Below are 18,263 nucleotides of genomic sequence, written 5' to 3'. Positions count from 1 at the left end.
TTTCTACACCTCTGACAACCCGTCGTGCAACGACGCAGTTATTTTTTTACGGAATACACAAAAAAAGATCAGCAGGAGAGTGTCATGCGGCATCCGTTGCTAGCCGAGCTTTCGGCCCAGTTGGAGGAGCTCAGGGAACAGGGCCTTTTCAAAGAGGAAAGGGTCATCACCTCCCCGCAGCAGGCGGCCATCGAGGTACAAAATGCCGACGAGGTGCTCAACTTCTGCGCAAACAATTACCTCGGGCTGTCCAACCACCCCGACCTCGTGCGCACCGCCAAGGACGCGCTGGACAAATACGGCTTCGGCCTGTCCTCGGTGCGCTTCATCTGCGGCACGCAGGACATCCACAAGGAACTTGAGGACAAGCTCTCCGAGTTTCTGGGCATGGAGGACACCATCCTCTACTCTTCCTGCTTCGACGCCAACGGCGGACTCTTCGAATCCATCCTCGGCCCCGAGGACGCCATCATCAGCGACCAGCTCAATCACGCGTCCATCATCGACGGCATCCGCCTGTGCAAGGCCAAGCGCTTCCGCTACGCCAACAACGACATGGGCGAGCTGGAACAGTGCCTCAAGGACGCATCCGACTGCCGCCACAAGCTCATCGTCACCGACGGCGTGTTCTCCATGGACGGCATCATCGCCAACCTTGAAGGTGTCTGCGATCTGGCAGAAAAATACGGCGCCCTGACCATGGTGGACGATTCGCACGCCGTGGGCTTCGTGGGCCAGAACGGCCGCGGCACCCACGAGCATTGCGGCGTCATGGACCGCATCGACATCATCACCGGCACGCTGGGCAAGGCGCTCGGCGGCGCTTCCGGCGGCTACACCGCCGCTCGCAAGGAGATCGTGGACTGGCTGCGCCAGCGTTCCCGTCCGTACCTCTTCTCCAATTCGCTGGCGCCGGTCATCGCCGCCACCTCCATCGCGGTTCTGGACATGCTCAACAGCACCAACGAACTGCGTGACCGTCTGAACGCCAACAGCGTCCGTTTCCGCGAGCGCATGACCGAAGCCGGGTTCGATCTGGTGCCGGGCGAGCACGCCATCATCCCGGTGATGCTTGGCGATGCTGCACTGGCCCAGAAATTCGCCGCCAGAATGCTGGAGGAAGGCATCTACGTCATCGGCTTCAGCTTCCCCGTGGTTCCGCGCGGACAGGCGCGCATCCGCACACAGATGTCCGCGGGCCACACCCCCGAGCAGATGGACCGCTGCGTGGACGCCTTCATCAAGGTGGGCCGCGAACTGGGCGTCATCAACTAGCAACTTCTCAGGATCGACAGAAAATGCAGACCGTCAAGACCATGAAGGCGCTCGTCAAGAGCAAGGCCGAACCCGGCATCTGGATGGAGGAAGTCCCCGTCCCGGAATGCGGGCCCAACGACGCGCTCATTCGCGTGAAAAAGACCGCCATCTGCGGCACCGACGTCCACATCTACAACTGGGACCAGTGGTCGCAGCAGACCATCCCCGTGCCCATGGTTGTGGGACACGAATTCTCCGGCGAAGTGGTGGCCGTCGGTTGCGAGGTTCCCGGGCTGGAACCCGGCGACCGCGTCTCCGCGGAGGGACACATTACCTGCGGACACTGCCGCAACTGCCGCGCCGGGAAACGCCACCTGTGCCGCAACACCACCGGCGTGGGTGTGAACCGCCCCGGCTGCTTCGCGGAGTACCTCTGCGTACCCGCCACCAACGTCTTCAAGCTGCCAGAGGCCCTCTCGGACGACGAAGGCGCGGTGCTCGACCCGCTCGGCAACGCGGTGCACACCGCCCTGTCCTTCGATCTGGTTGGCGAGGACGTGCTCATCACCGGGGCCGGGCCCATCGGCATGATGGCCGCCGCCGTCTGCCGCCGCGCCGGTGCCCGTCACATCGTCATCACCGACATCAACGACTATCGCCTCGAACTTGCCAAGCAGCTCGGCGCGACCCGCGCGGTGAACGTCATGAACGAAAAACTTCAGGACGTCATGGACGAGGTGGGCATGGTCGAAGGGTTCGACGTGGGGCTGGAGATGTCCGGCAACCCGTCGGCGTTCCATGAAATGATCGACAAGATGAACCACGGCGGCAAGGTGGGCCTGCTGGGCATCATGCCCGGCGAAACACAGGTGGACTGGAACCAGATCGTGTTCAAGGGCCTCGTGCTCAAGGGCATCTACGGCCGCGAGATGTTCGAGACGTGGTACAAGATGGCCGCCATGATCCAGAGCGGCCTCGACATCTGCCCCGCCATCACGCACCACTTCAAGGCCGACGATTACGAGAAAGGCTTTGAAGTCATGCGCTCGGGCCAGTCCGGCAAGGTCATCCTCGACTGGAGCTAGGTCCAAAGCGCCGCATCACTCCGGTCTCCCTGAGCGGAAACCGGACATTCCACACAAGAAAAGGGCCGTCCGCGTCAGCGCGGGCGGCCCTTTCCCTACCTTGTTTCGTTTCGGGGAGGCTTACGCCCTGGCCACCGTGACGAAATGTTCCTGCAGCGCGAGACCGCCGCCGGCCTTGTCCATCTTGTCCAGCCCGCCCTTCATGAGTTCATGGTCGGCAGCGCCCTTGCCGTAGGCGCGGGACTCGATGGGCAGCTTGTGACCGAAGCCGTGCACCATGAACACGCAGTCCGGATGCACAAAGTCGGTGACGTAGGCCCGGATGCGACCGTCCGCACCCTCGTTGTTCACGGTAACGTAGTCGCCGTCACCGATCCCCAGTTCCTCGGCGCGGGAGGTGTGAATCCAGAGCTTGTTTTCGGGCATCTGCTCGTTGAGCAACGGATTGTTCACGGTATGCCCCTGAGTATGCAGGGCGCAGCGGCCGAAGGTGATGCGGAAGCGGCCTTCCGGCACACGCTCGGGCGACTCGTACGGCTTGAGGCTCGGCAGGTCCATCTCCTCCCAGACCGGATTGATGACCTCGATCTTGCCCGAGGGGGTCTTGAAAGAGATTTCGTCCATTGTGCGGTACTTGGGCTTGTCCGTGAGCCAGACTTCGCCGGTTGCCTTGAAGTCCTCGCGAGTCACGCCGGTGTCCTTGAGCTGATACTCGTGCAGGTCTTCGAGCGACTTGCCGGAGAGCTCCTCCAAACCGAGCCGCTCGGCGATGCCGCAGATGATTTCCCAGTCCGCGCGGGTCTCGTAGCGCGGCTCCACGGCTCTGTCGCGATAGAAGAAGTAGGACTTGATGCCGTTCTTGCAGGCGATGATGGAGTCGCGCTCCAGATACGGTGACATGGGCAGCACCACGTCGGCGTGCCATGCCGTATCGGACCAGCTGAAAGTGGTGGCCACCAGCAGGTCGAGATTTTTCCACTTCTCCTTGATGGCTTCGGGGTCGGGGAGGGCCATGAGCGGGTCGTGACGGTGAACGATGTAGGCCTTGATGGGGTACGGGTCGCCGGAGACCATGACGTCGTAATTGAGATGGATCAGGCCCGGACCGCCGTCGATGTGCTTGAGGGTGGAGCCGCAGCCGTCGGCGCGGGGCTTGTCCGGCTTGGGGTAAAGGTCCACGAACTTCTTGAGACCCTTACGCCCGAAGTCACCCGGCTTGTTGGTAATCGGCAGGCCGCCCTTGGCGCCGAGGGAACCCAGCAGCGCGTTGATGAGGTAGGCGGTGCGGCTGACATAGAAGGAGTCGGAGTAGCGGGCGACCATCCAGCCGGGATGCCAGATCACCGCCGGGGCCGCGTGGGCGAGTTCGCGCGCCAGCGCCTTGATGCTGGAGGCCTTGATGCCGGTCTCTTCCTCGGCCCATTCGGGCGTGTATTCCTTTACGAAGGTCCGCAGCTTGTCGAGGTCGTGGATGTGTTTGGCCGCGAATTCCTTGTTGTAGAGGTTCGAGGCCAAAAGCTCGTGGATCATGGCGAGGTTGAAGGCGTAGTCCGTGCCGGGACGGATCAGGAAGAAGTTGTCGGCCTTGCTGGCGGAAATATTGGCCCGGATGTCGATGACGGTGAGTTTGCCGCCCTTGTCCTTCATGTCCAGTACGCCGTTGACTTCCTTGACGTTGATGGCCTCGAAGATGTTTCGGGTCTGCAACACGAGGTGCTTGCAGTTCTTGTAGTCGTAAGAGACGTCCTTGCGGCCCATGCCCATGACGGACTTGGCGGCGTGCTGCACGTTGCGCGCGCACGAAGAGTCGTGGTTGCAGTAATTGGGAGAGCCGAGTCCGCGGACAAAGGCCATGTGCAGGTCGCGAAACGGGCCGCCGCGGTCGGACCAGAGGACGGACTCGGGGCCGTGTTCGTCGATGATGCCCTTGAGCTTGTCGGCCACGTAGTCGAGGGCTTCATCCCACGAAACCCGCCGCCATTTGCCTTCCCCGCGTTCACCGTCGCGAATCATCGGAAACTGCGGCCGCTCGTCGTCGAGGGTCAGGGCGTAGCCGGCTCCGCCTCTGGGGCAAAGCGCACCTGCCATCCCCGGATCGTGGGGGTTGCCTTTGATAAAGGAAACCTCCCCGTTATCGACTTCCACCTCGATGGGACACCGCACGGTGCACATTCCGCACACGCTGTAGACTTTTTCCGCCATGACCTCTTTTCTCCTTGAAATATGACCAAACGCATCCCCCGCCCGGACCATGCACGGACGGCCTATAGAGTACCACGTTATGATCTTCGGGTAGCAACGTCATGAACGGTAGCGCAACGGCATTATGAACTTGTGAAAAATCTCACTTGCCAAAGGGGAATTCTTCCCGGCTCGGCTGGTGGAAACACGCCGACTTTGTGAAAATGAAAACATGGGCATGTTTTCCTTTACGATTGGGCAACTATCGGCAATCTCCAATAGTACGTGGAATGATGCGTTTTCGCGTCCCAACGTAAGAAAAGGGGGTGGAGGAACATGGTTTTTTCGTGGCTCAACGTGGCAATCATTGCGGCCCTTGCCCTCGGTGCGGTCTTTGCCGCCGCGCCCATGGCCGGTTCGCTGCTGCTTGCCCCCAAAGCCAAAGGCGGTGAGCTGAACACGCCGTACGAATGCGGCATCCGCCCCCACGGCACGCCGTGGATGCGCTTCGGGATCAACTACTTCTTCTACGCGCTGCTGTTCCTGGCCTTCGACGTGGACGTGCTCTACCTCTTCCCGGCCGCCGCAGCGTGGCCGCAGGCCGAAGGAATCGCCCCGCTCGTCAAGATCACCATCTTCCTCGGCGCCCTCGCCGCGGGCTGCCTGTACTTCGTCAAAAAGGGAGTGTTCGAATGGCCGCGCAGGATTCGCTAAACAGGGCGGTCACCACCGTCGATTCCGCCATGATCTCGGCGGAACCCGTGCAGAAAATCGTGGACGTCTGCAGGGCAATGTCCCTGTGGCCCATGACCTTCGGGCTGGCCTGCTGCGCCATCGAGATGATGGCCGTCGGCATGTCGCGCTTCGACATCTCCCGGTTCGGAGCGGAGGTCTTTCGTCCCTCACCTCGCCAGTCCGACCTCATGATCGTGGCCGGTACGGTGTCAAAGAAGATGGCCCCCTCCGTGGTCCGGCTCTACGAGCAGATGCCTGCGCCGCGCTGGGTTCTGGCCCTCGGGAACTGCGCCATCTCGGGCGGTCCGTTCTCGTTCAAGGGTCAATACGGCATTGTGGAGGGTGTTGACAAGCTCATTCCCGTGGACGTCTACGTCCCCGGCTGCCCGCCGCGTCCCGAAGGACTGCTGGAGGGCCTCTTCCAGTTGCAGGAAAAGATCACCGGCAGACGCTGGTGGCCTGTTCCAGAAGGCTACGAGGAACACGGGAGGTAGGCGTGCGCGACGAGATACTTTTCGAATACGAGAATGAAAACCGCGCGGTGAGCGACGACGGAAAATCCGGTCAGGGCTGCACCGTCCACATCGCGCGGGAGCGGCTCACGGAAGCGGCCCGGACCATGCTCTCCGAAGATTACCTTCTGGAAGACGTGACCGTCTCCGACTTCAAGGAAGGCTTTCAGGCGCAGTACCACTTCGCTCGCTGGGGCAACAAGGGGCGCATCACCCTGCGCACCCACGCCCCGCACGCTGACGCCTGCTTCCCCTCCATCAGCCACATCTATCAGGGCGCAGACTGGCACGAGCGCGAAGCCATGGACTTCTACCCCGTGCAGTTCAACGGGCACCCGAACCCGGCCCCGCTGCTGCTGCCCGAAGACATGGAGACCGAATTCCCCCTTGAAAAGAAGGAGGACAAGCGCAAGTCGTTCTTCGAGATCGTCTGCTGCCAGAAGATCATCGAGACCGACGGCGAGCATCTGCTCTGCAACTGCGGCATGAACCTCGGCTACGACGAGCTGGCCGACGAAATCCGCTGCGCCCCGGACTTCCGTAACGAAACGCACCCCGAAGCCAAGCGGCTCGAAGTGGAGGACGGCGACTTCTACACCCGGAATTTCGAAGAGGGAACCGAAGACCGCCTGATCCTCAACATGGGCCCCCAGCACCCGTCCACCCACGGCGTGCTTCGCGTGGTCCTCGAACTCGACGGTGAATACGTCATGCGCGCGGAGCCGGTCCTCGGCTATGTCCACCGCATGCACGAGAAGATGGGCGAGATAAAGCAGTGGCATCAGTACCTGCCCAACATGGGCCGCGTGGACTATCTGCACGCCCTGGCGTGGAACGAGGCTTACTGTCAGGCCGTGGAAAAACTCGCGGACATGGAGCTGCCCCGCCGGGCGCAGGTCATCCGCGTCATCGCCTCCGAGCTCAACCGCATCACCTCCCACCTGCTGTGGTGGGGCGCGTATCTGCTGGACCTCGGCGCCTTCACGCCCATCATGTACGGCTTTGAGGACCGGGAGCGGATCATGGACCTGCTGCAGAAGGTCACCGGGTCGCGCCTGACCTACTGCTACTACCGCTTTGGCGGCGTCAGCCACGACTTTCCCAACGAGCTCATCCCAGAAACGCGGGAGATTCTCAAGATCCTCCGCGACCGGCTGCCCATGTTCAAGGCGCTGGTCACGGACAACGTCATCCTCCGCAAACGCGTGGAGGACATCGGCATCATCGACGACTCCATGTGCCTGCGCTACGGGGCCAGCGGCCCGGTCCTGCGCGGCTCCGGCGTGGCCTGCGACGTGCGCCGCTCCGACCCGTACTCCATTTACCCGGAGCTGGACTTCGAGGTTCCGGCGTACGGCGGACAGGACGCCTTCGCACGGTACCTGGTGCGCATGGACGAGATCGAACAGAGCATTCACATCGTGGAACAGGCCCTGGACATGCTCCCGGGGTGCGACGACGGCCATATAATGAAGAAGGCTCCCAAGCCGGGCTTCAAGCCCCCGACCGGAGAGGCTTACGGCTGCGTGGAGGGCGGACGCGGGCGCATCGGCGTCTACGTCGCCAGCGACGGCACCAACACCCCCTACCGGGTGAAGCTGCGCGCGCCGAGCTTCTGCAATCTGAGCCTCTTCTCCGAGTGCGCTTCGGGCGTGCTCCTGGCCGACGCCGTGTCCATTCTGGGCAGCCTTGACCTCGTCATCCCGGAGATCGACCGATGAACGCCGTATTGCAATCCATACCGGAACCAGCGCTGAGACTCGGTCTCGGCCTGATGGTCTTCGCGAGCTTCATAGCCCTGAATGCGCTGGTGCTCGTGTACCTCGAAAGAAAGGTGGCGGGCCACATTCAGCGGCGGCCCGGACCGTTCGAGGTCGGCCCGCACGGCATCCTCACTCCCGTGTGCGACGCGCTCAAACTCGTGGGCAAGCAGCTCACCAGCCCGAGCGGTTCGGACCGCCTCCTGTTCTGGACGGCGCCGATCCTGTCCTTTGCGCCGATCTTTCTGCTGTTTCTGCCCATCGAGTTCGGGCCGGGGCTCTACGCCCTCAAGTTCGACCTCGGGCTGCTGCTGATCCTCGCCTTCGCCGGATTCAACGTGCTGGCGCTGTGTCTGGCTGGCTGGGGCTCCAACAACAAATGGTCGCTGTTGGGCGCCGCGCGCGCCGTGGCCCAGTCCGTGGCTTACGAGATCCCCCTGCTGCTGACCGTGCTGGCGGTGGTCTTCATGTCAGGCTCGCTTGACATGGGCCAGCTCGTCTCCTCGCAGGGACCGTGGCCGTGGCAGTGGAACGCCGCGGTGCAGCCGCTGGCCTTCGTTATCTTCTTTACCTGCGCGGTGGCCGAGACCAACCGCGCCCCGTTCGACATGCCGGAGGCCGAGTCCGAGCTCACCGCTGGCTTCCACACCGAGTATTCGGGCATGGGCTTCGGCCTGTTCTTCCTCGCCGAGTACGCCGAGATGATCGTGGTCTGCTCCGTGGCGACCGCGCTGTTCCTCGGCGGCTGGCAGGGCCCCTTCGCGCCCGGACCGTGGTGGTTCCTGCTCAAGATGTACGCGCTGCTGCTGGTCATGATGTGGTTCCGCTGGACCTACCCCCGCGTGCGCTTCGACCAGGTGCTCAACATCTGCTGGAAATGGTTCATCCCGCTGGCTCTGGCGAACCTGTTCGTCACCGCCGTAGTGGTCAAGGTTTTCTAGGAGGCACCGTGAACGACCGGACACACATGCAGCAAGCCAAACGGATGCCCGCGCCGCCTGAAGGGTTCGCGGGCCGCCTGAAGGAGACGGCCAAGGGGCTCTGGAGCCTTGTGGTGGGCCTCGGCGTCACCGGACGCGTTTTCACGAAGAAGCAGGACACCGTCCACTATCCGCGCGTCACCGTCCCCGAGACCGCACTCGAGGGCTACCGGGGACACATCGAACTCGTCTCCAAGGAAGAAGACCCGCACACCGCGCGCTGCATCATGTGCATGCGCTGCGTCAAGGTCTGTCCTTCGGGGTGCATCACCATCAAGTCCAAGAAAATCGAGCACGTTGAACACAAGGAGCAGGACCCGGACCCCAACACCCATCACAACGGGGGTCTGCAACCGCTTCCCAAGCAGTCCGTCCCGCGCCCAGGCAAGGGCAAGCGCGAACTGACCATGTTCAAGCTCGACTACTCGCTGTGCAGCCTCTGCGGCCTGTGCGTGCAGACCTGCCCCGCGAGCTCCCTGCGACACTCCAAGCACGTCTACTGGGCCGGACTCGAACGCAAGGATTTCACTCTCGACCTCCTCGACCGCATGCACAGGCAGGCCGAGGCAAAGGAGGAAAGCTAGATGACGGCTGACATCGCGGCAAAAGTCCTCTTCGGCCTCTACGCGCTGGTGATCCTCGCCGGAGGCGCGCTGGCGGTCTCGTCGGCTAGCCTCGTCAGAGCGATGATCGGCCTGATCATGACGCTTTTCGGCGTGGCGGGCATGTATCTCCTCATGAACGCGCCCTTCCTGGCCATGATGCAGGTGCTCATCTACGTGGGCGCCGTGGCGGTCCTGATCTTTTTCGCCATCATGCTGACCCGGGGCGACGACGCAGGCTCTCCCGGCGTGGGGCTGCCCATGGGCCTCGGCGCGGCAGTGTTGCCCACGGCGATCATCGCCACGGTAATCGGCAAGTCCAATCTGCAGACCACGGCGGTTCCCGTGGACCTGCCCCTCTCCACCGTGGGCACCGTGCTCATGAACGAATACGTGCTGGCCTTCGAGCTCATCTCGGTGGTGCTCTTCGTTGCCATGGCGGGCGCGGTGGTGCTCGGATTCGAAAAAAGGAGGCCCAGATGAGCGCCCTCACCGCATATCATCTCGTGGCCCTGGTCCTTCTGGCGTTCGGCATCTTCGGCTTCGTACGCCGGAAAAGCCTCGTGGGGATGCTTATCAGCGTGGAGCTGATGCTCAACGGCGCAGGCCTTTCCATCGCGGCCTCCGGCCAGCTCACAGACGCGGATGCCGCGATGGCTCAACTCTCTTCCCTGCTGGTCATGGGACTGGCTGCCGCGGAGGCCACACTGGCGCTCGCCATCATTCTGGTGGTCGCCAAGCGCTTCGGCTCCAGCGGCACGGAAGACGTTACGGAACTGAAGGGGTAACGGCATGATGCAGTTCATCGACACTCCCAGCGTCCTGATCCCGCTCGCCGTGACCTTTGTTGCGCCGCTGCTCGTCTGGCTGCTCAGGCACGACCAGAACAAGCGCGAGGCCGTGAGCTTCGCCGCCGCGGCCTCGGCGTTCCTGTCCGTGCTTTCCTTCGCCCCGGGCGTGCTGGACGGCAACATCTACGTGTACACGCTGTTCACCATCCTGCCGGGCATCACGGTCAAGTTCACCTTCGACGGGCTGGCGATGATCTTCGGACTCATCGCCCCGTTCCTGTGGTTCCTGGTCACCGCCTATAACATCGGCTACATGCGCAGCCTCGACGAGCACGCGCAGACCCGGTACTACTTCTGCTTCGCCGTCGCCATCTTTGGCGCCCTCGGCGTGGCCACCGCGGCCAACGTGTTCACGCTCTATCTCTTCTACGAGATCATCTCGCTCTTCACCTACCCGCTGGTCGCCCACCACGAGGACGATGAAGCCTTCGCCGGAGCGCGCAAATACTTCGTCTACCTCATGGGCACCTCCAAGCTGTTCCTGCTGCCCGCCATGGTGCTGACCTACGTGCTGGCCGGAACGCTGGATTTCAACCTCGGCGGCCTCGTGAACGGCGTATTCCCGGCGGACGCGAATCCGACCCTCGTGACCCTGACCTACGTGCTCTACGTGGCGGGGCTCGCCAAGGCGGCCATCATGCCGCTGCACAACTGGCTGCCCTCGGCCATGGTCGCACCCACCCCGGTCTCCGCACTGCTGCACGCGGTGGCGGTGGTCAAGGCGGGCGTATTCTCCATGAGCCGCATCATGCTCTCGCTCTTCGGCGTGGACACGCTGGACCGCCTTTTCCTCGGCATCCCCACGGCGTACCTCGCGGCCTTCACCATCGTGGCGGCCTCGATCATCGCCCTGACCAAGGACGACATCAAGGCGCGACTGGCCTACTCCACGGTGAGCCAGCTCTCTTACATCATCATCGGCGTGGCCATGCTGACCCCGGCCGCGGTGCAGGGCGGGCTGATGCACATCGCCCACCACGCCTTCAGCAAGATCACCCTCTTTATGGGCGCGGGCGCCATCTACGTGGCCGCGCACATCAAGAAGATCAGCCTCATGAACGGGCTGGGCCGCCGCATGCCGTGGACCTTCGGCGCCTTCGCGGTGGCGAGCCTGAGCATGATCGGCGTGCCGCCGGTCTGCGGGTTCGTGAGCAAGTGGTACATGGCGCAGGGCGCGGTCACCATTCATCACTGGTGGCTGCTCGGCGCGCTGCTGGCCTCCACCATCCTCAACGCCGGGTACTTCGGCCCCATCATCCTGCGGGCCTTCTTCAAGGCACCCGACCCCGGCGCGAACATGGAGCAGTACTCCGAAGCCCCGGCCATCATGGTGGTCCCCCTCATGATCACCTCCGCCATCTCGGTACTTCTCGGGCTGTATCCCGAGACGTTCCTGAACTTCATCCACACCTTCAAGGGGTTCTAGCATGTTCAGGGAATCACTCGGCAAATGGCTCTACGCGCAGCGCAACAAGTCGGACGGCTGGTTCTGGGCGCTGCTGGCATTCCTCGGCTTTCTGGTGCTGGGCAACGTCTTCGTCAAGCCGCACCATCCGCACTTCGGGCTGGACGCCTACCCCGGATTCTGGGCCATCTTCGGGTTCTGCGGCGCGGTGATCATGGTCTTCGTACTCAAGAAATTCGTCGCACCGCTGCTGGCACGGGAGGAGGACTGCTATGACCGCGACTAACAGCTTTCTCGCCCATCCGGCGCTCTATTTCCTGCTGGCGTCGTTCGCGGTGCCCTTCATTCCGGGCAGGCTGCTCAAGTGGCTGCTGCCGCTGCCCGCCGTGCTGGCCGTCCTGTCCGTGATCGGCCTCGACCACGGCACCAGCGGCGTGTTCCAGTGGCTGGACACAGACCTGACCCTGTTCCGCGTGGACCAGCTTTCCGTGGTCTTCGCGCACGTCTTCGCCATTCAGGGCGTCATCGCGCTGATCTTCGCCATGCACATCAAGGACAAGGGCCAGCACATGGCCGCGCTGGCCTACGTTGGCGGCGGGTTCGGCTGCCTGTTCGCGGGCGACTACCTGACGCTTTTCATTTTCTGGGAAATCATGTCCGTGGCCTCCACCATGCTGGTGTGGCTCAACCGCTCCGACCGCTCGGTGCGCGCGGGCTTCCGCTACTTCATGTTCCACACCCTCGGCGGCCTGTTCATGCTGGCCGGCCTGCTGCTGCGCTGGGGCCACCTCGGCACGCTGGCCTTCACGCCCGTGGATCCCGCCGGGGCCATGTACTACGACTGGCTGATCATGATCGGCTTCTGCGTCAACGCCGCCGTGGTGCCCCTGCACGCTTGGCTGCCCGACGCCTACCCCGAAGCCACGGTCACCGGCGCGGTCTTCATGAGCGCCTACACCACCAAGACCGCCGTGTACGTTCTGGCCCGCGCCTTCGCCGGATTCGAGGTGCTGGCCATCGCCGGAACGGTCATGTGCGTCTACGGCGTCTTTTACGCGACCATCGAGAACAACGCCCGCCGCATCCTCGGTTATCACATCGTCTCGCAGGTGGGATACATGGTGGCGGGCATCGGCATCGGCACGGCCATGACGGTCAACGGGGCCAGCGCCCACGCGTATGCGCACATCCTCTACAAGGGGCTGCTGTTCATGGGCGCGGGCTGCCTGCTCTACTCCGCAGGGACCGCCAAGCTCACGGAACTGGGCGGCCTCGTGAAGCGGCTGCCGCTGGTCTTCGTCTTCTATATGGTGGCCGCGGTCTCCATTTCGGGCATGCCCTTCTTCAACGGCTTCGTGTCCAAGACCATGACCATCACCGGCGCGGCCGAGGCGCACCGCACCTGGCTGGCGCTCGGCATGGAACTGGCCGCGGTGGGTACTTTCCTCTCGGTGGGACTGAAGCTGCCGTACTTCGCGTTCTTCTCCAAGGACGACAACCCGCAGCGTGAACTCAAGCCCATCCCCGTGAACATGTACGTGGCCATGGGCATCGGCTCGGTGCTCTGCTTCTTTACCGGCATCTACCCGGACTTCCTGTACAACCTGCTGCCGATTCAGGAAGGCATCGCCGCATACAGTCCGTACGTCACCCACGTGGCCGAAGCCATCGAGCATCCGTACGTGCCCTACACCACCTGGCATGTGCTGCAGGCCTTCATGATCCTCGGCTTCACGGGCCTCGGCTTCTGGGCCATGCGCCGCATCGTGGTCCCCCACGCCCAGCGCAACGTGGACTTCGAATGGTTCTACATCCTCGGCGGCAAGGCGTTTCTGGCCATATTCTCCCGCACTTTCGCATGGATCGACAGCCGCTGGAGCGAAGTCTACCGCACCGTTGGCCTGCGCGGCCTCGTGGGGACGGCGGACAGCTCCGCAAAGTTCGACCGTGTCGGCATCGACGGCGCTGTGGACGGCACGGCCCGAGGTGTGGCGGGAATCGGCTCGGCACTGACCCGAATCCAGACCGGAAGGCTCCAGTCGTACGCCTCGGCCGCGCTCGTGGCCGCGTTCGTCATCGGCGCGCTGGCCTTCGTACTGGTGAAATAGGAAGGAGAACGAGATGATGCACTACCCTGTCCTGAGCGTTCTGATCTTCTTCCCGCTGGCGGCGGCCCTGTTGCTTATGGTGCTGCCGCTGAACGAAGACGCCGTGCGCCGCTACACCTTCGCGGTGGGCATCGCGGAGTGCCTGCTGGCACTGCCGCTGCTCACGGGATTCCAACTCGGCGAGGCCGGGTTCCAGTTTGCCGAAAAAGCCGTCTGGGTACCCCAGTGGGATCTGGCATATTCGCTGGCGGTGGACGGCATCAGCCTGCTCATGGTCATCCTGAGCGTTGCCCTGCTTCCGTTGTGCGTACTCTGTTCGTGGACCTACGTGGGCAAGCGGCTCAAGGAGTTCCACATCTGCCTGCTGCTCATGACCACGGCCTGCGTGGGCGTGTTCACGGCCATGGATCTGGTGCTCTTCTATATCTTCTGGGAGGCCATGCTCATCCCCATGTACCTGCTCATCGCGGTCTGGGGCGGTCCGGAGCGTCGCTACGCCTCCATCAAGTTCTTCCTGTACACGCTGGCGGGCTCCACCCTGCTGCTGGCGGCCGTGGTGGGGCTGTTCCATCAGGGCGGCACCTTCAGCATCCCGCAGCTCATGCAGACCGACTTCCCCATGGGCTTCCAGACGTGGGTCTTTTTGTTCATGGCGCTGGCCTTCGCCATCAAGGTGCCCATGTTCCCGTTCCATACGTGGCTTCCGGCCGCGCACGTGCAGGCCCCTTCGGCCGGGTCCGTGCTGCTGGCATCGGTGCTGCTGAAGATGGGAACCTACGGATTCCTTCGCTTCTGCCTGCCCATGTGCCCTGACGCGTCGCTGTACTTCGCGCCAATGATGATCGCCCTGTCGCTGGCCTCCATCATCTACGGCGGGCTCGTGGCGCTCGGACAGACCGACATCAAGAAACTCATCGCATACTCGTCCGTGGCCCACATGGGCTTCGTGACGCTGGGCATCTTCCTTTTCAACGCACGCGGGGCCGAAGGTGCGGTCATGGTCATGCTGAACCACGGCATCGTCACCGGGGCGCTCTTCATGATGATCGGCGCCATCTACGAACGCAGCCACAGCCGGGAGCTGTCGGACCATCTCGGCATGGGCAAGTACCTGCCCGCCTACATGGGCCTGTTCGGGCTGTTCGCGGTCTCGTCCTTCGGATTCCCGGGGCTGAACAGCTTCGTGGGCGAGGCGCTGGTGCTCATCGGCGCGTTCGAGGCCAAGGTCTCCATCGGTCTGCTGGCGATTCCCGGCGCCATGCTCGCGGCAGCCTACATGCTGCGGCTGGGCATCAAAATGGCCTGGGGCCGTCCGGCATCCCCCAAGGACAAGGGCTGGAGCGACCTCAACACCCGCGAATGGGCCTATCTGCTGCCGCTGGCGGTACTCGTGGTCTACATCGGCCTCGCTCCGGGACTGACGCTGCGCGTCATCAGCCCCTCCACCGGCAAGATGATCAACGATTTCCACGCGCGTACGACCGTTGTCGCGGAAACGCCGGAACACGAAGCACCCGCCACGGTCGCGGCAAACACGCTGCCCGGCGCAGAACAATAACGGGGGAACGAGATGAATTTCGACATCATGCTTGTACTGCCGGAACTGGCGCTGCTTCTGGTGGCGGCGGCGCTGTTCGTCCGCTCCATCGCGGCCCCGGCCTCCGCCTCTCCCAGAGCCGGATGGCTCCCGACCGCCTCTATCGCGGTGCTGGCGGTAAGCCTGTTCTCGCTCGGCGCACGGGGCGAGATGTTCCACGGCACCTATGTGGTGGACGGGCTTTCCCAGCTCTTCAAGGCGGCCATTGCGGCGGGCTTCCTCATCACCTCGCTCTTCACGCCCGAAGCGCGCGGCGTGGATGAAGACAAACGCGACGACTATCTGATGTTTCTTGCCTTCTCAGCCTGGGGGCTGATGCTGCTCTCGTCCGCTGCCGAGCTGATGACGCTGTACGTGGCCATGGAGATTTCCTCATACAGCCTGTACGCCGTCATCCCCCTGCGGGCCGGGAACAGAAATGCCGCGGAATCAGGCATCAAGTACATCATGTTCGGGGCCATGGCCACGGCGCTGGCCCTGTTCGGCTATTCCTACATCCTCGCGGCGCATGGGACCGCCTACATCTCGCAGCTTGCGGGGCTGGACTGGAGCTTTGCCGGGAACCCCACCGCCATGATCGGGCTGATCCTGTTCCTGTGCGGGGTGCTGTTCAAGCTGGCGCTGTTCCCGTTCCACTTCTGGGCTCCCGACGTCTACGAGGGTACCGGAAACGAAACCGCGGCCTTTGCCGCGACCCTTCCCAAGCTGGGCGCCGCCGCCGTGCTGGTGCGACTGGCCGCCCTGCTGAAACCCGATATGGAGATAACCTTCCTGCTGGCGCTGTTCGCCGCCGTGTCCATGACGCTCGGCAACCTCTCGGCGCTAGTGCAGAAGGACCTCAAGCGAATGCTCGGATACTCCGGCATCGCCCACGCCGGCTACCTGGTCATCGGGCTGGCTGCGGGCACCGCCGAGGGTCTCGGGGCAATGAGCTTCTATGCCGTTGTCTACCTGCTCATGAACATGGCCTGCTTCTGGGTGGTCTGCCACCTGCGCTGCGACGGGCGCAACCCGGTCTACACGGATCTGGACGGCCTGAGCCGACGCGCCCCGGCGATGGCACTGGTCCTTGCCGTATCCGCTTTCGCCCTGGTGGGACTGCCTCCCACGGCGGGCTTCATGGGCAAGCTTTTCCTGCTCACGAGCGCGTGGAACCACGGGTACGCGTGGCTGGTCATCGTCGCGGTGGTGAACACCGCGCTGGCCATCTACTACTACCTTGGCCTGTTCCGGCACGCGTACACGGCGGAAACCGCCGACAGTACGCCGCTTCGCGACAGGAGCTGGATGGGTGTCGTCGCCGGCACGGCCATGGCCGCGGCCATTCTCGTGCTGGGAGCGCTGCCCGGCGGGCTGTACAGCATGGCAGTCGAAGCCGGGACCGGCCTGCTGCCCTAACAACTAGGCCGGGTCGGTCTCCACCGGCCGGTATTCAGGAGGATAACCAATGGCTGACTTCGTGATAACCTTCAACCAGGACCGTTGCATAAACTGCTACGCCTGCGAGACCCACTGCAAGGCCAAGAACCACGTGCCCGAGGGAGCGCGTCTGGGCCAGCTTATTTCCGTGGGTCCTGTGAACCGGGGCGGCAAGCCCCGCATTCTCAACATGTACATGACCTGTTTCCACTGTGCGCAACCGTGGTGCGTGGGCGCGTGCCCCACGGGTGCCATGATGCGTCGCGAGGACGGCATCGTATACGTGGATCAGGATCTTTGCGTGGGATGCAAGGCATGCATCCAAGCCTGTCCGTGGCGCATTCCCCAGTGGGATTCGCTGCAGGGCAAGGTGGTCAAGTGCGACTACTGCCGCGACCGCATCGATCGCGGCCAGAAGCCCGCTTGCGTGGATGCCTGCTGCGGCCATGCGCTGGAGTTCAAGGAAGCCAACGATGCATCGGCCGACGCCAGGCGGTCCTATGCGGAGAAGGCGCTTTTGAAAACAAATGACCCGCACGCGGTATTTGCCGCTGCAAGAAAAGCCTAACAACCTTTGAGAGGAGGGAACTCATGTCCAAACATCGCAATGTATTCATTGTGCTCGCTGCCTTCGCAGCGGTACTGCTGATCCAGGAGTCGGCCCTTGCCGCACGTCTTGGTGACGCAATCAACGAAGCCGTGGCCACCGGGGCCATGGACGCAGGTGCCGACAAAGGCTACCTCGGCATCCCCGGCGCTCCGGAGCTCACCTGGTGGTGGGGCCTGATCTGGGCGATCTGGGTAGGCTGGATTTTCTCCACCGTCGGCGCGTTCGGCGGCATCATGGCCGGTGTCGGTCACATCACCATCTACGGTCTGGGCGACTACGCCAAGAGCTTCGGCAAGACCATGAAGATCAACAAGGTGGTCACCGACTCCATCCGCGTGTCCAACCAGTGGCTCGTCGGCTGCTCCGCCGGTCTGTCCTCCTTCAACTACTGGAAGATGGGCCGCCTCGTGCTGCCGCTGGGCATCGCGCTCGCCATCGGCTCCGTGGCCGGTTCCTGGCTCGTCCCGGCACTGACCGCGGGCAAGATCAGCCTGAAGGCCTACATCGGCTACTTCGGCCTGTTCGTGCTCTTCCTGGGCTGCTACCTGTTCTACGAAACCACTCCGGCAGGACAGGCCAGCAAGAAGGCCGCCAAGGAAGCCGCCAAGAAGTTCCAGGATTCCGTCGCCTCCGGTGAAGCCACCGCCGACATGGGCGTCAAGGTTCAGACCTTCACCCCGACCAAGTGCATCTTCACCTTCTTCGGCGTGGAATTCTCCTTCAATCCGCTCATCCCGGTCGTCGGTGGCTTCGTCATCGCGGCTCTGGCCTCCTTCCTCGGTGTCGGCGGCGGCTTCCTGCTGGTGCCGTTCCTGACCTCCGTGGCCGGCCTGCCCATGTATCTCGTCGCAGGCACCTCCGCCGCGGCGGTGTTCATCGGCATGATCAACTCCATCGCATCCTACATGCTGCTGCGCGGCACCCCGGTGGAATGGTCCCTGATCGGCGCCGAACTCGTGGGTATCGTGATCGGTTCCCTCATCGGCCCCCGTACCTCCAAGTACATCCCGGACGTGTGGCTGAAGCGCCTGTTCGTGGTGCTGGCCGTCTACGTCGGCATGCGCTACACCCTCAAGGGCTTCTTCGACATCGCCCTGTGGCCGTAAGCCTGAACTGAACCAAAACGGGGGCTGCTTCGGCGGCCCCCTTCCAAGAACGGAG

General features: G+C 63.2%; 17 protein-coding genes and 1 pseudogene. 17 read left to right on the top strand and 1 reads right to left on the bottom strand.

The annotated features are described in order from the left end of the window. The first annotated feature begins 84 nt into the window (after positions 1-84). Together BR24_RS04495 and tdh are read left to right on the top strand one after the other, a co-directional pair. Entirely contained in the window at positions 85-1,275 is a 1,191-nt protein-coding gene (locus BR24_RS04495) for a glycine C-acetyltransferase (protein WP_496540302.1), read from the top strand. Positions 1,276-1,298: 23 nt separating this feature from the next. Next, positions 1,299-2,342, top strand: coding sequence for an L-threonine 3-dehydrogenase (gene tdh / locus BR24_RS04490; RefSeq protein WP_496540301.1), 1,044 nt, complete (start codon positions 1,299-1,301; stop codon positions 2,340-2,342). Positions 2,343-2,462: 120 nt separating this feature from the next. On the opposite strand, the gene BR24_RS04485 is transcribed toward tdh, so the two are convergent. After that, positions 2,463-4,544 (bottom strand): molybdopterin-containing oxidoreductase family protein, encoded by a 2,082-nt coding sequence (locus tag BR24_RS04485; RefSeq protein WP_496540300.1) that lies wholly within the window; start codon positions 4,542-4,544, stop codon positions 2,463-2,465. 315 nt (positions 4,545-4,859) lie between these two features. Between BR24_RS04485 and BR24_RS04480 the strand changes: the two genes are divergently transcribed. The 15 genes and pseudogenes from BR24_RS04480 to BR24_RS04410 all read left to right on the top strand — a co-directional run bounded on the left by BR24_RS04480 (position 4,860) and on the right by BR24_RS04410 (position 18,208). Next, the gene (locus BR24_RS04480; protein ID WP_496540299.1) at positions 4,860-5,237 is read left to right on the top strand and encodes an NADH-quinone oxidoreductase subunit A; all 378 of its coding nucleotides are present in this window, start codon (positions 4,860-4,862) and stop codon (positions 5,235-5,237) included. After that, the gene (locus BR24_RS04475) at positions 5,216-5,752 is read left to right on the top strand and encodes an NADH-quinone oxidoreductase subunit B (RefSeq protein ID WP_496540298.1); all 537 of its coding nucleotides are present in this window, start codon (positions 5,216-5,218) and stop codon (positions 5,750-5,752) included. Before BR24_RS04480 ends, BR24_RS04475 begins: the two co-directional genes overlap by 22 nt. Further along, a pseudogene (locus BR24_RS04470) lies at positions 5,713-6,162 on the top strand (NADH-quinone oxidoreductase subunit C); the annotation flags it as partial. The gene BR24_RS04475 and the pseudogene BR24_RS04470, both read left to right, overlap by 40 nt. Positions 6,163-6,345: 183 nt before the next feature. Beyond that, positions 6,346-7,491, top strand: coding sequence for an NADH-quinone oxidoreductase subunit D (locus tag BR24_RS04465; protein ID WP_496540358.1), 1,146 nt, complete (start codon positions 6,346-6,348; stop codon positions 7,489-7,491). Beyond that, positions 7,488-8,471 carry an NADH-quinone oxidoreductase subunit NuoH gene (nuoH, locus tag BR24_RS04460; protein WP_496540297.1) on the top strand — a complete coding sequence of 328 codons (984 nt, stop codon included), beginning with the start codon at positions 7,488-7,490 and terminating at the stop codon, positions 8,469-8,471. The genes BR24_RS04465 and nuoH overlap by 4 nt, the downstream gene beginning before the upstream one ends. 8 nt (positions 8,472-8,479) lie before the next feature. Then, positions 8,480-9,094, top strand: coding sequence for a 4Fe-4S binding protein (locus BR24_RS04455; RefSeq protein ID WP_496540296.1), 615 nt, complete (start codon positions 8,480-8,482; stop codon positions 9,092-9,094). Beyond that, positions 9,095-9,595, top strand: coding sequence for an NADH-quinone oxidoreductase subunit J family protein (locus tag BR24_RS04450; RefSeq protein WP_496540295.1), 501 nt, complete (start codon positions 9,095-9,097; stop codon positions 9,593-9,595). Further along, a complete protein-coding gene (gene nuoK / locus BR24_RS04445; RefSeq protein WP_496540294.1) occupies positions 9,592-9,900 on the top strand; it encodes an NADH-quinone oxidoreductase subunit NuoK in 309 nt (102 codons plus the stop codon). The genes BR24_RS04450 and nuoK overlap by 4 nt, the downstream gene beginning before the upstream one ends. 4 nt (positions 9,901-9,904) lie before the next feature. Beyond that, a complete protein-coding gene (locus tag BR24_RS04440; RefSeq protein WP_496540293.1) occupies positions 9,905-11,389 on the top strand; it encodes a monovalent cation/H+ antiporter subunit D family protein in 1,485 nt (494 codons plus the stop codon). 1 nt (position 11,390) lies between these two features. After that, on the top strand, positions 11,391-11,654 hold the full coding sequence (locus tag BR24_RS04435; protein ID WP_496540292.1) for a hypothetical protein: 264 nt from the start codon (positions 11,391-11,393) through the stop codon (positions 11,652-11,654). Continuing rightward, a complete protein-coding gene (locus BR24_RS04430) occupies positions 11,641-13,476 on the top strand; it encodes a Na(+)/H(+) antiporter subunit D (protein ID WP_496540291.1) in 1,836 nt (611 codons plus the stop codon). Before BR24_RS04435 ends, BR24_RS04430 begins: the two co-directional genes overlap by 14 nt. 13 nt (positions 13,477-13,489) lie before the next feature. Further along, a complete protein-coding gene (locus BR24_RS04425; protein WP_496540290.1) occupies positions 13,490-15,034 on the top strand; it encodes a complex I subunit 4 family protein in 1,545 nt (514 codons plus the stop codon). Between the two features lie 12 nt (positions 15,035-15,046). Further along, complete coding sequence (locus tag BR24_RS04420; RefSeq protein ID WP_496540289.1) at positions 15,047-16,471, top strand: NADH-quinone oxidoreductase subunit N; 1,425 nt, start codon at positions 15,047-15,049, stop codon at positions 16,469-16,471. 49 nt (positions 16,472-16,520) lie between these two features. Continuing rightward, positions 16,521-17,060, top strand: coding sequence for a 4Fe-4S dicluster domain-containing protein (locus BR24_RS04415; protein WP_018125099.1), 540 nt, complete (start codon positions 16,521-16,523; stop codon positions 17,058-17,060). Positions 17,061-17,083: 23 nt separating this feature from the next. Beyond that, the gene (locus tag BR24_RS04410) at positions 17,084-18,208 is read left to right on the top strand and encodes a sulfite exporter TauE/SafE family protein (protein WP_496540288.1); all 1,125 of its coding nucleotides are present in this window, start codon (positions 17,084-17,086) and stop codon (positions 18,206-18,208) included. Positions 18,209-18,263 lie beyond the last annotated feature (55 nt).

The organism is Pseudodesulfovibrio halophilus DSM 5663 (genome assembly GCF_059568665.1).
Note: the sequence above shows the minus strand (reverse complement) of the source record. Positions and strands in the feature narration are given on the sequence as shown.

Coding starts and splice junctions, on each gene's coding strand:
- nuoK (WP_496540294.1), top strand. CDS start 9,592: ATGAGCGCCCTCACCGCATATCATCTCGTGGCCCTGGTCCTTCTGGCG.
- BR24_RS04425 (WP_496540290.1), top strand. CDS start 13,490: ATGATGCACTACCCTGTCCTGAGCGTTCTGATCTTCTTCCCGCTGGCG.
- BR24_RS04415 (WP_018125099.1), top strand. CDS start 16,521: ATGGCTGACTTCGTGATAACCTTCAACCAGGACCGTTGCATAAACTGC.
- BR24_RS04435 (WP_496540292.1), top strand. CDS start 11,391: ATGTTCAGGGAATCACTCGGCAAATGGCTCTACGCGCAGCGCAACAAG.
- BR24_RS04420 (WP_496540289.1), top strand. CDS start 15,047: ATGAATTTCGACATCATGCTTGTACTGCCGGAACTGGCGCTGCTTCTG.
- BR24_RS04485 (WP_496540300.1), bottom strand. CDS start 4,544: ATGGCGGAAAAAGTCTACAGCGTGTGCGGAATGTGCACCGTGCGGTGT.
- BR24_RS04495 (WP_496540302.1), top strand. CDS start 85: ATGCGGCATCCGTTGCTAGCCGAGCTTTCGGCCCAGTTGGAGGAGCTC.
- BR24_RS04430 (WP_496540291.1), top strand. CDS start 11,641: ATGACCGCGACTAACAGCTTTCTCGCCCATCCGGCGCTCTATTTCCTG.
- nuoH (WP_496540297.1), top strand. CDS start 7,488: ATGAACGCCGTATTGCAATCCATACCGGAACCAGCGCTGAGACTCGGT.
- BR24_RS04410 (WP_496540288.1), top strand. CDS start 17,084: ATGTCCAAACATCGCAATGTATTCATTGTGCTCGCTGCCTTCGCAGCG.
- BR24_RS04450 (WP_496540295.1), top strand. CDS start 9,095: ATGACGGCTGACATCGCGGCAAAAGTCCTCTTCGGCCTCTACGCGCTG.
- BR24_RS04440 (WP_496540293.1), top strand. CDS start 9,905: ATGATGCAGTTCATCGACACTCCCAGCGTCCTGATCCCGCTCGCCGTG.
- BR24_RS04480 (WP_496540299.1), top strand. CDS start 4,860: ATGGTTTTTTCGTGGCTCAACGTGGCAATCATTGCGGCCCTTGCCCTC.
- tdh (WP_496540301.1), top strand. CDS start 1,299: ATGCAGACCGTCAAGACCATGAAGGCGCTCGTCAAGAGCAAGGCCGAA.
- BR24_RS04475 (WP_496540298.1), top strand. CDS start 5,216: ATGGCCGCGCAGGATTCGCTAAACAGGGCGGTCACCACCGTCGATTCC.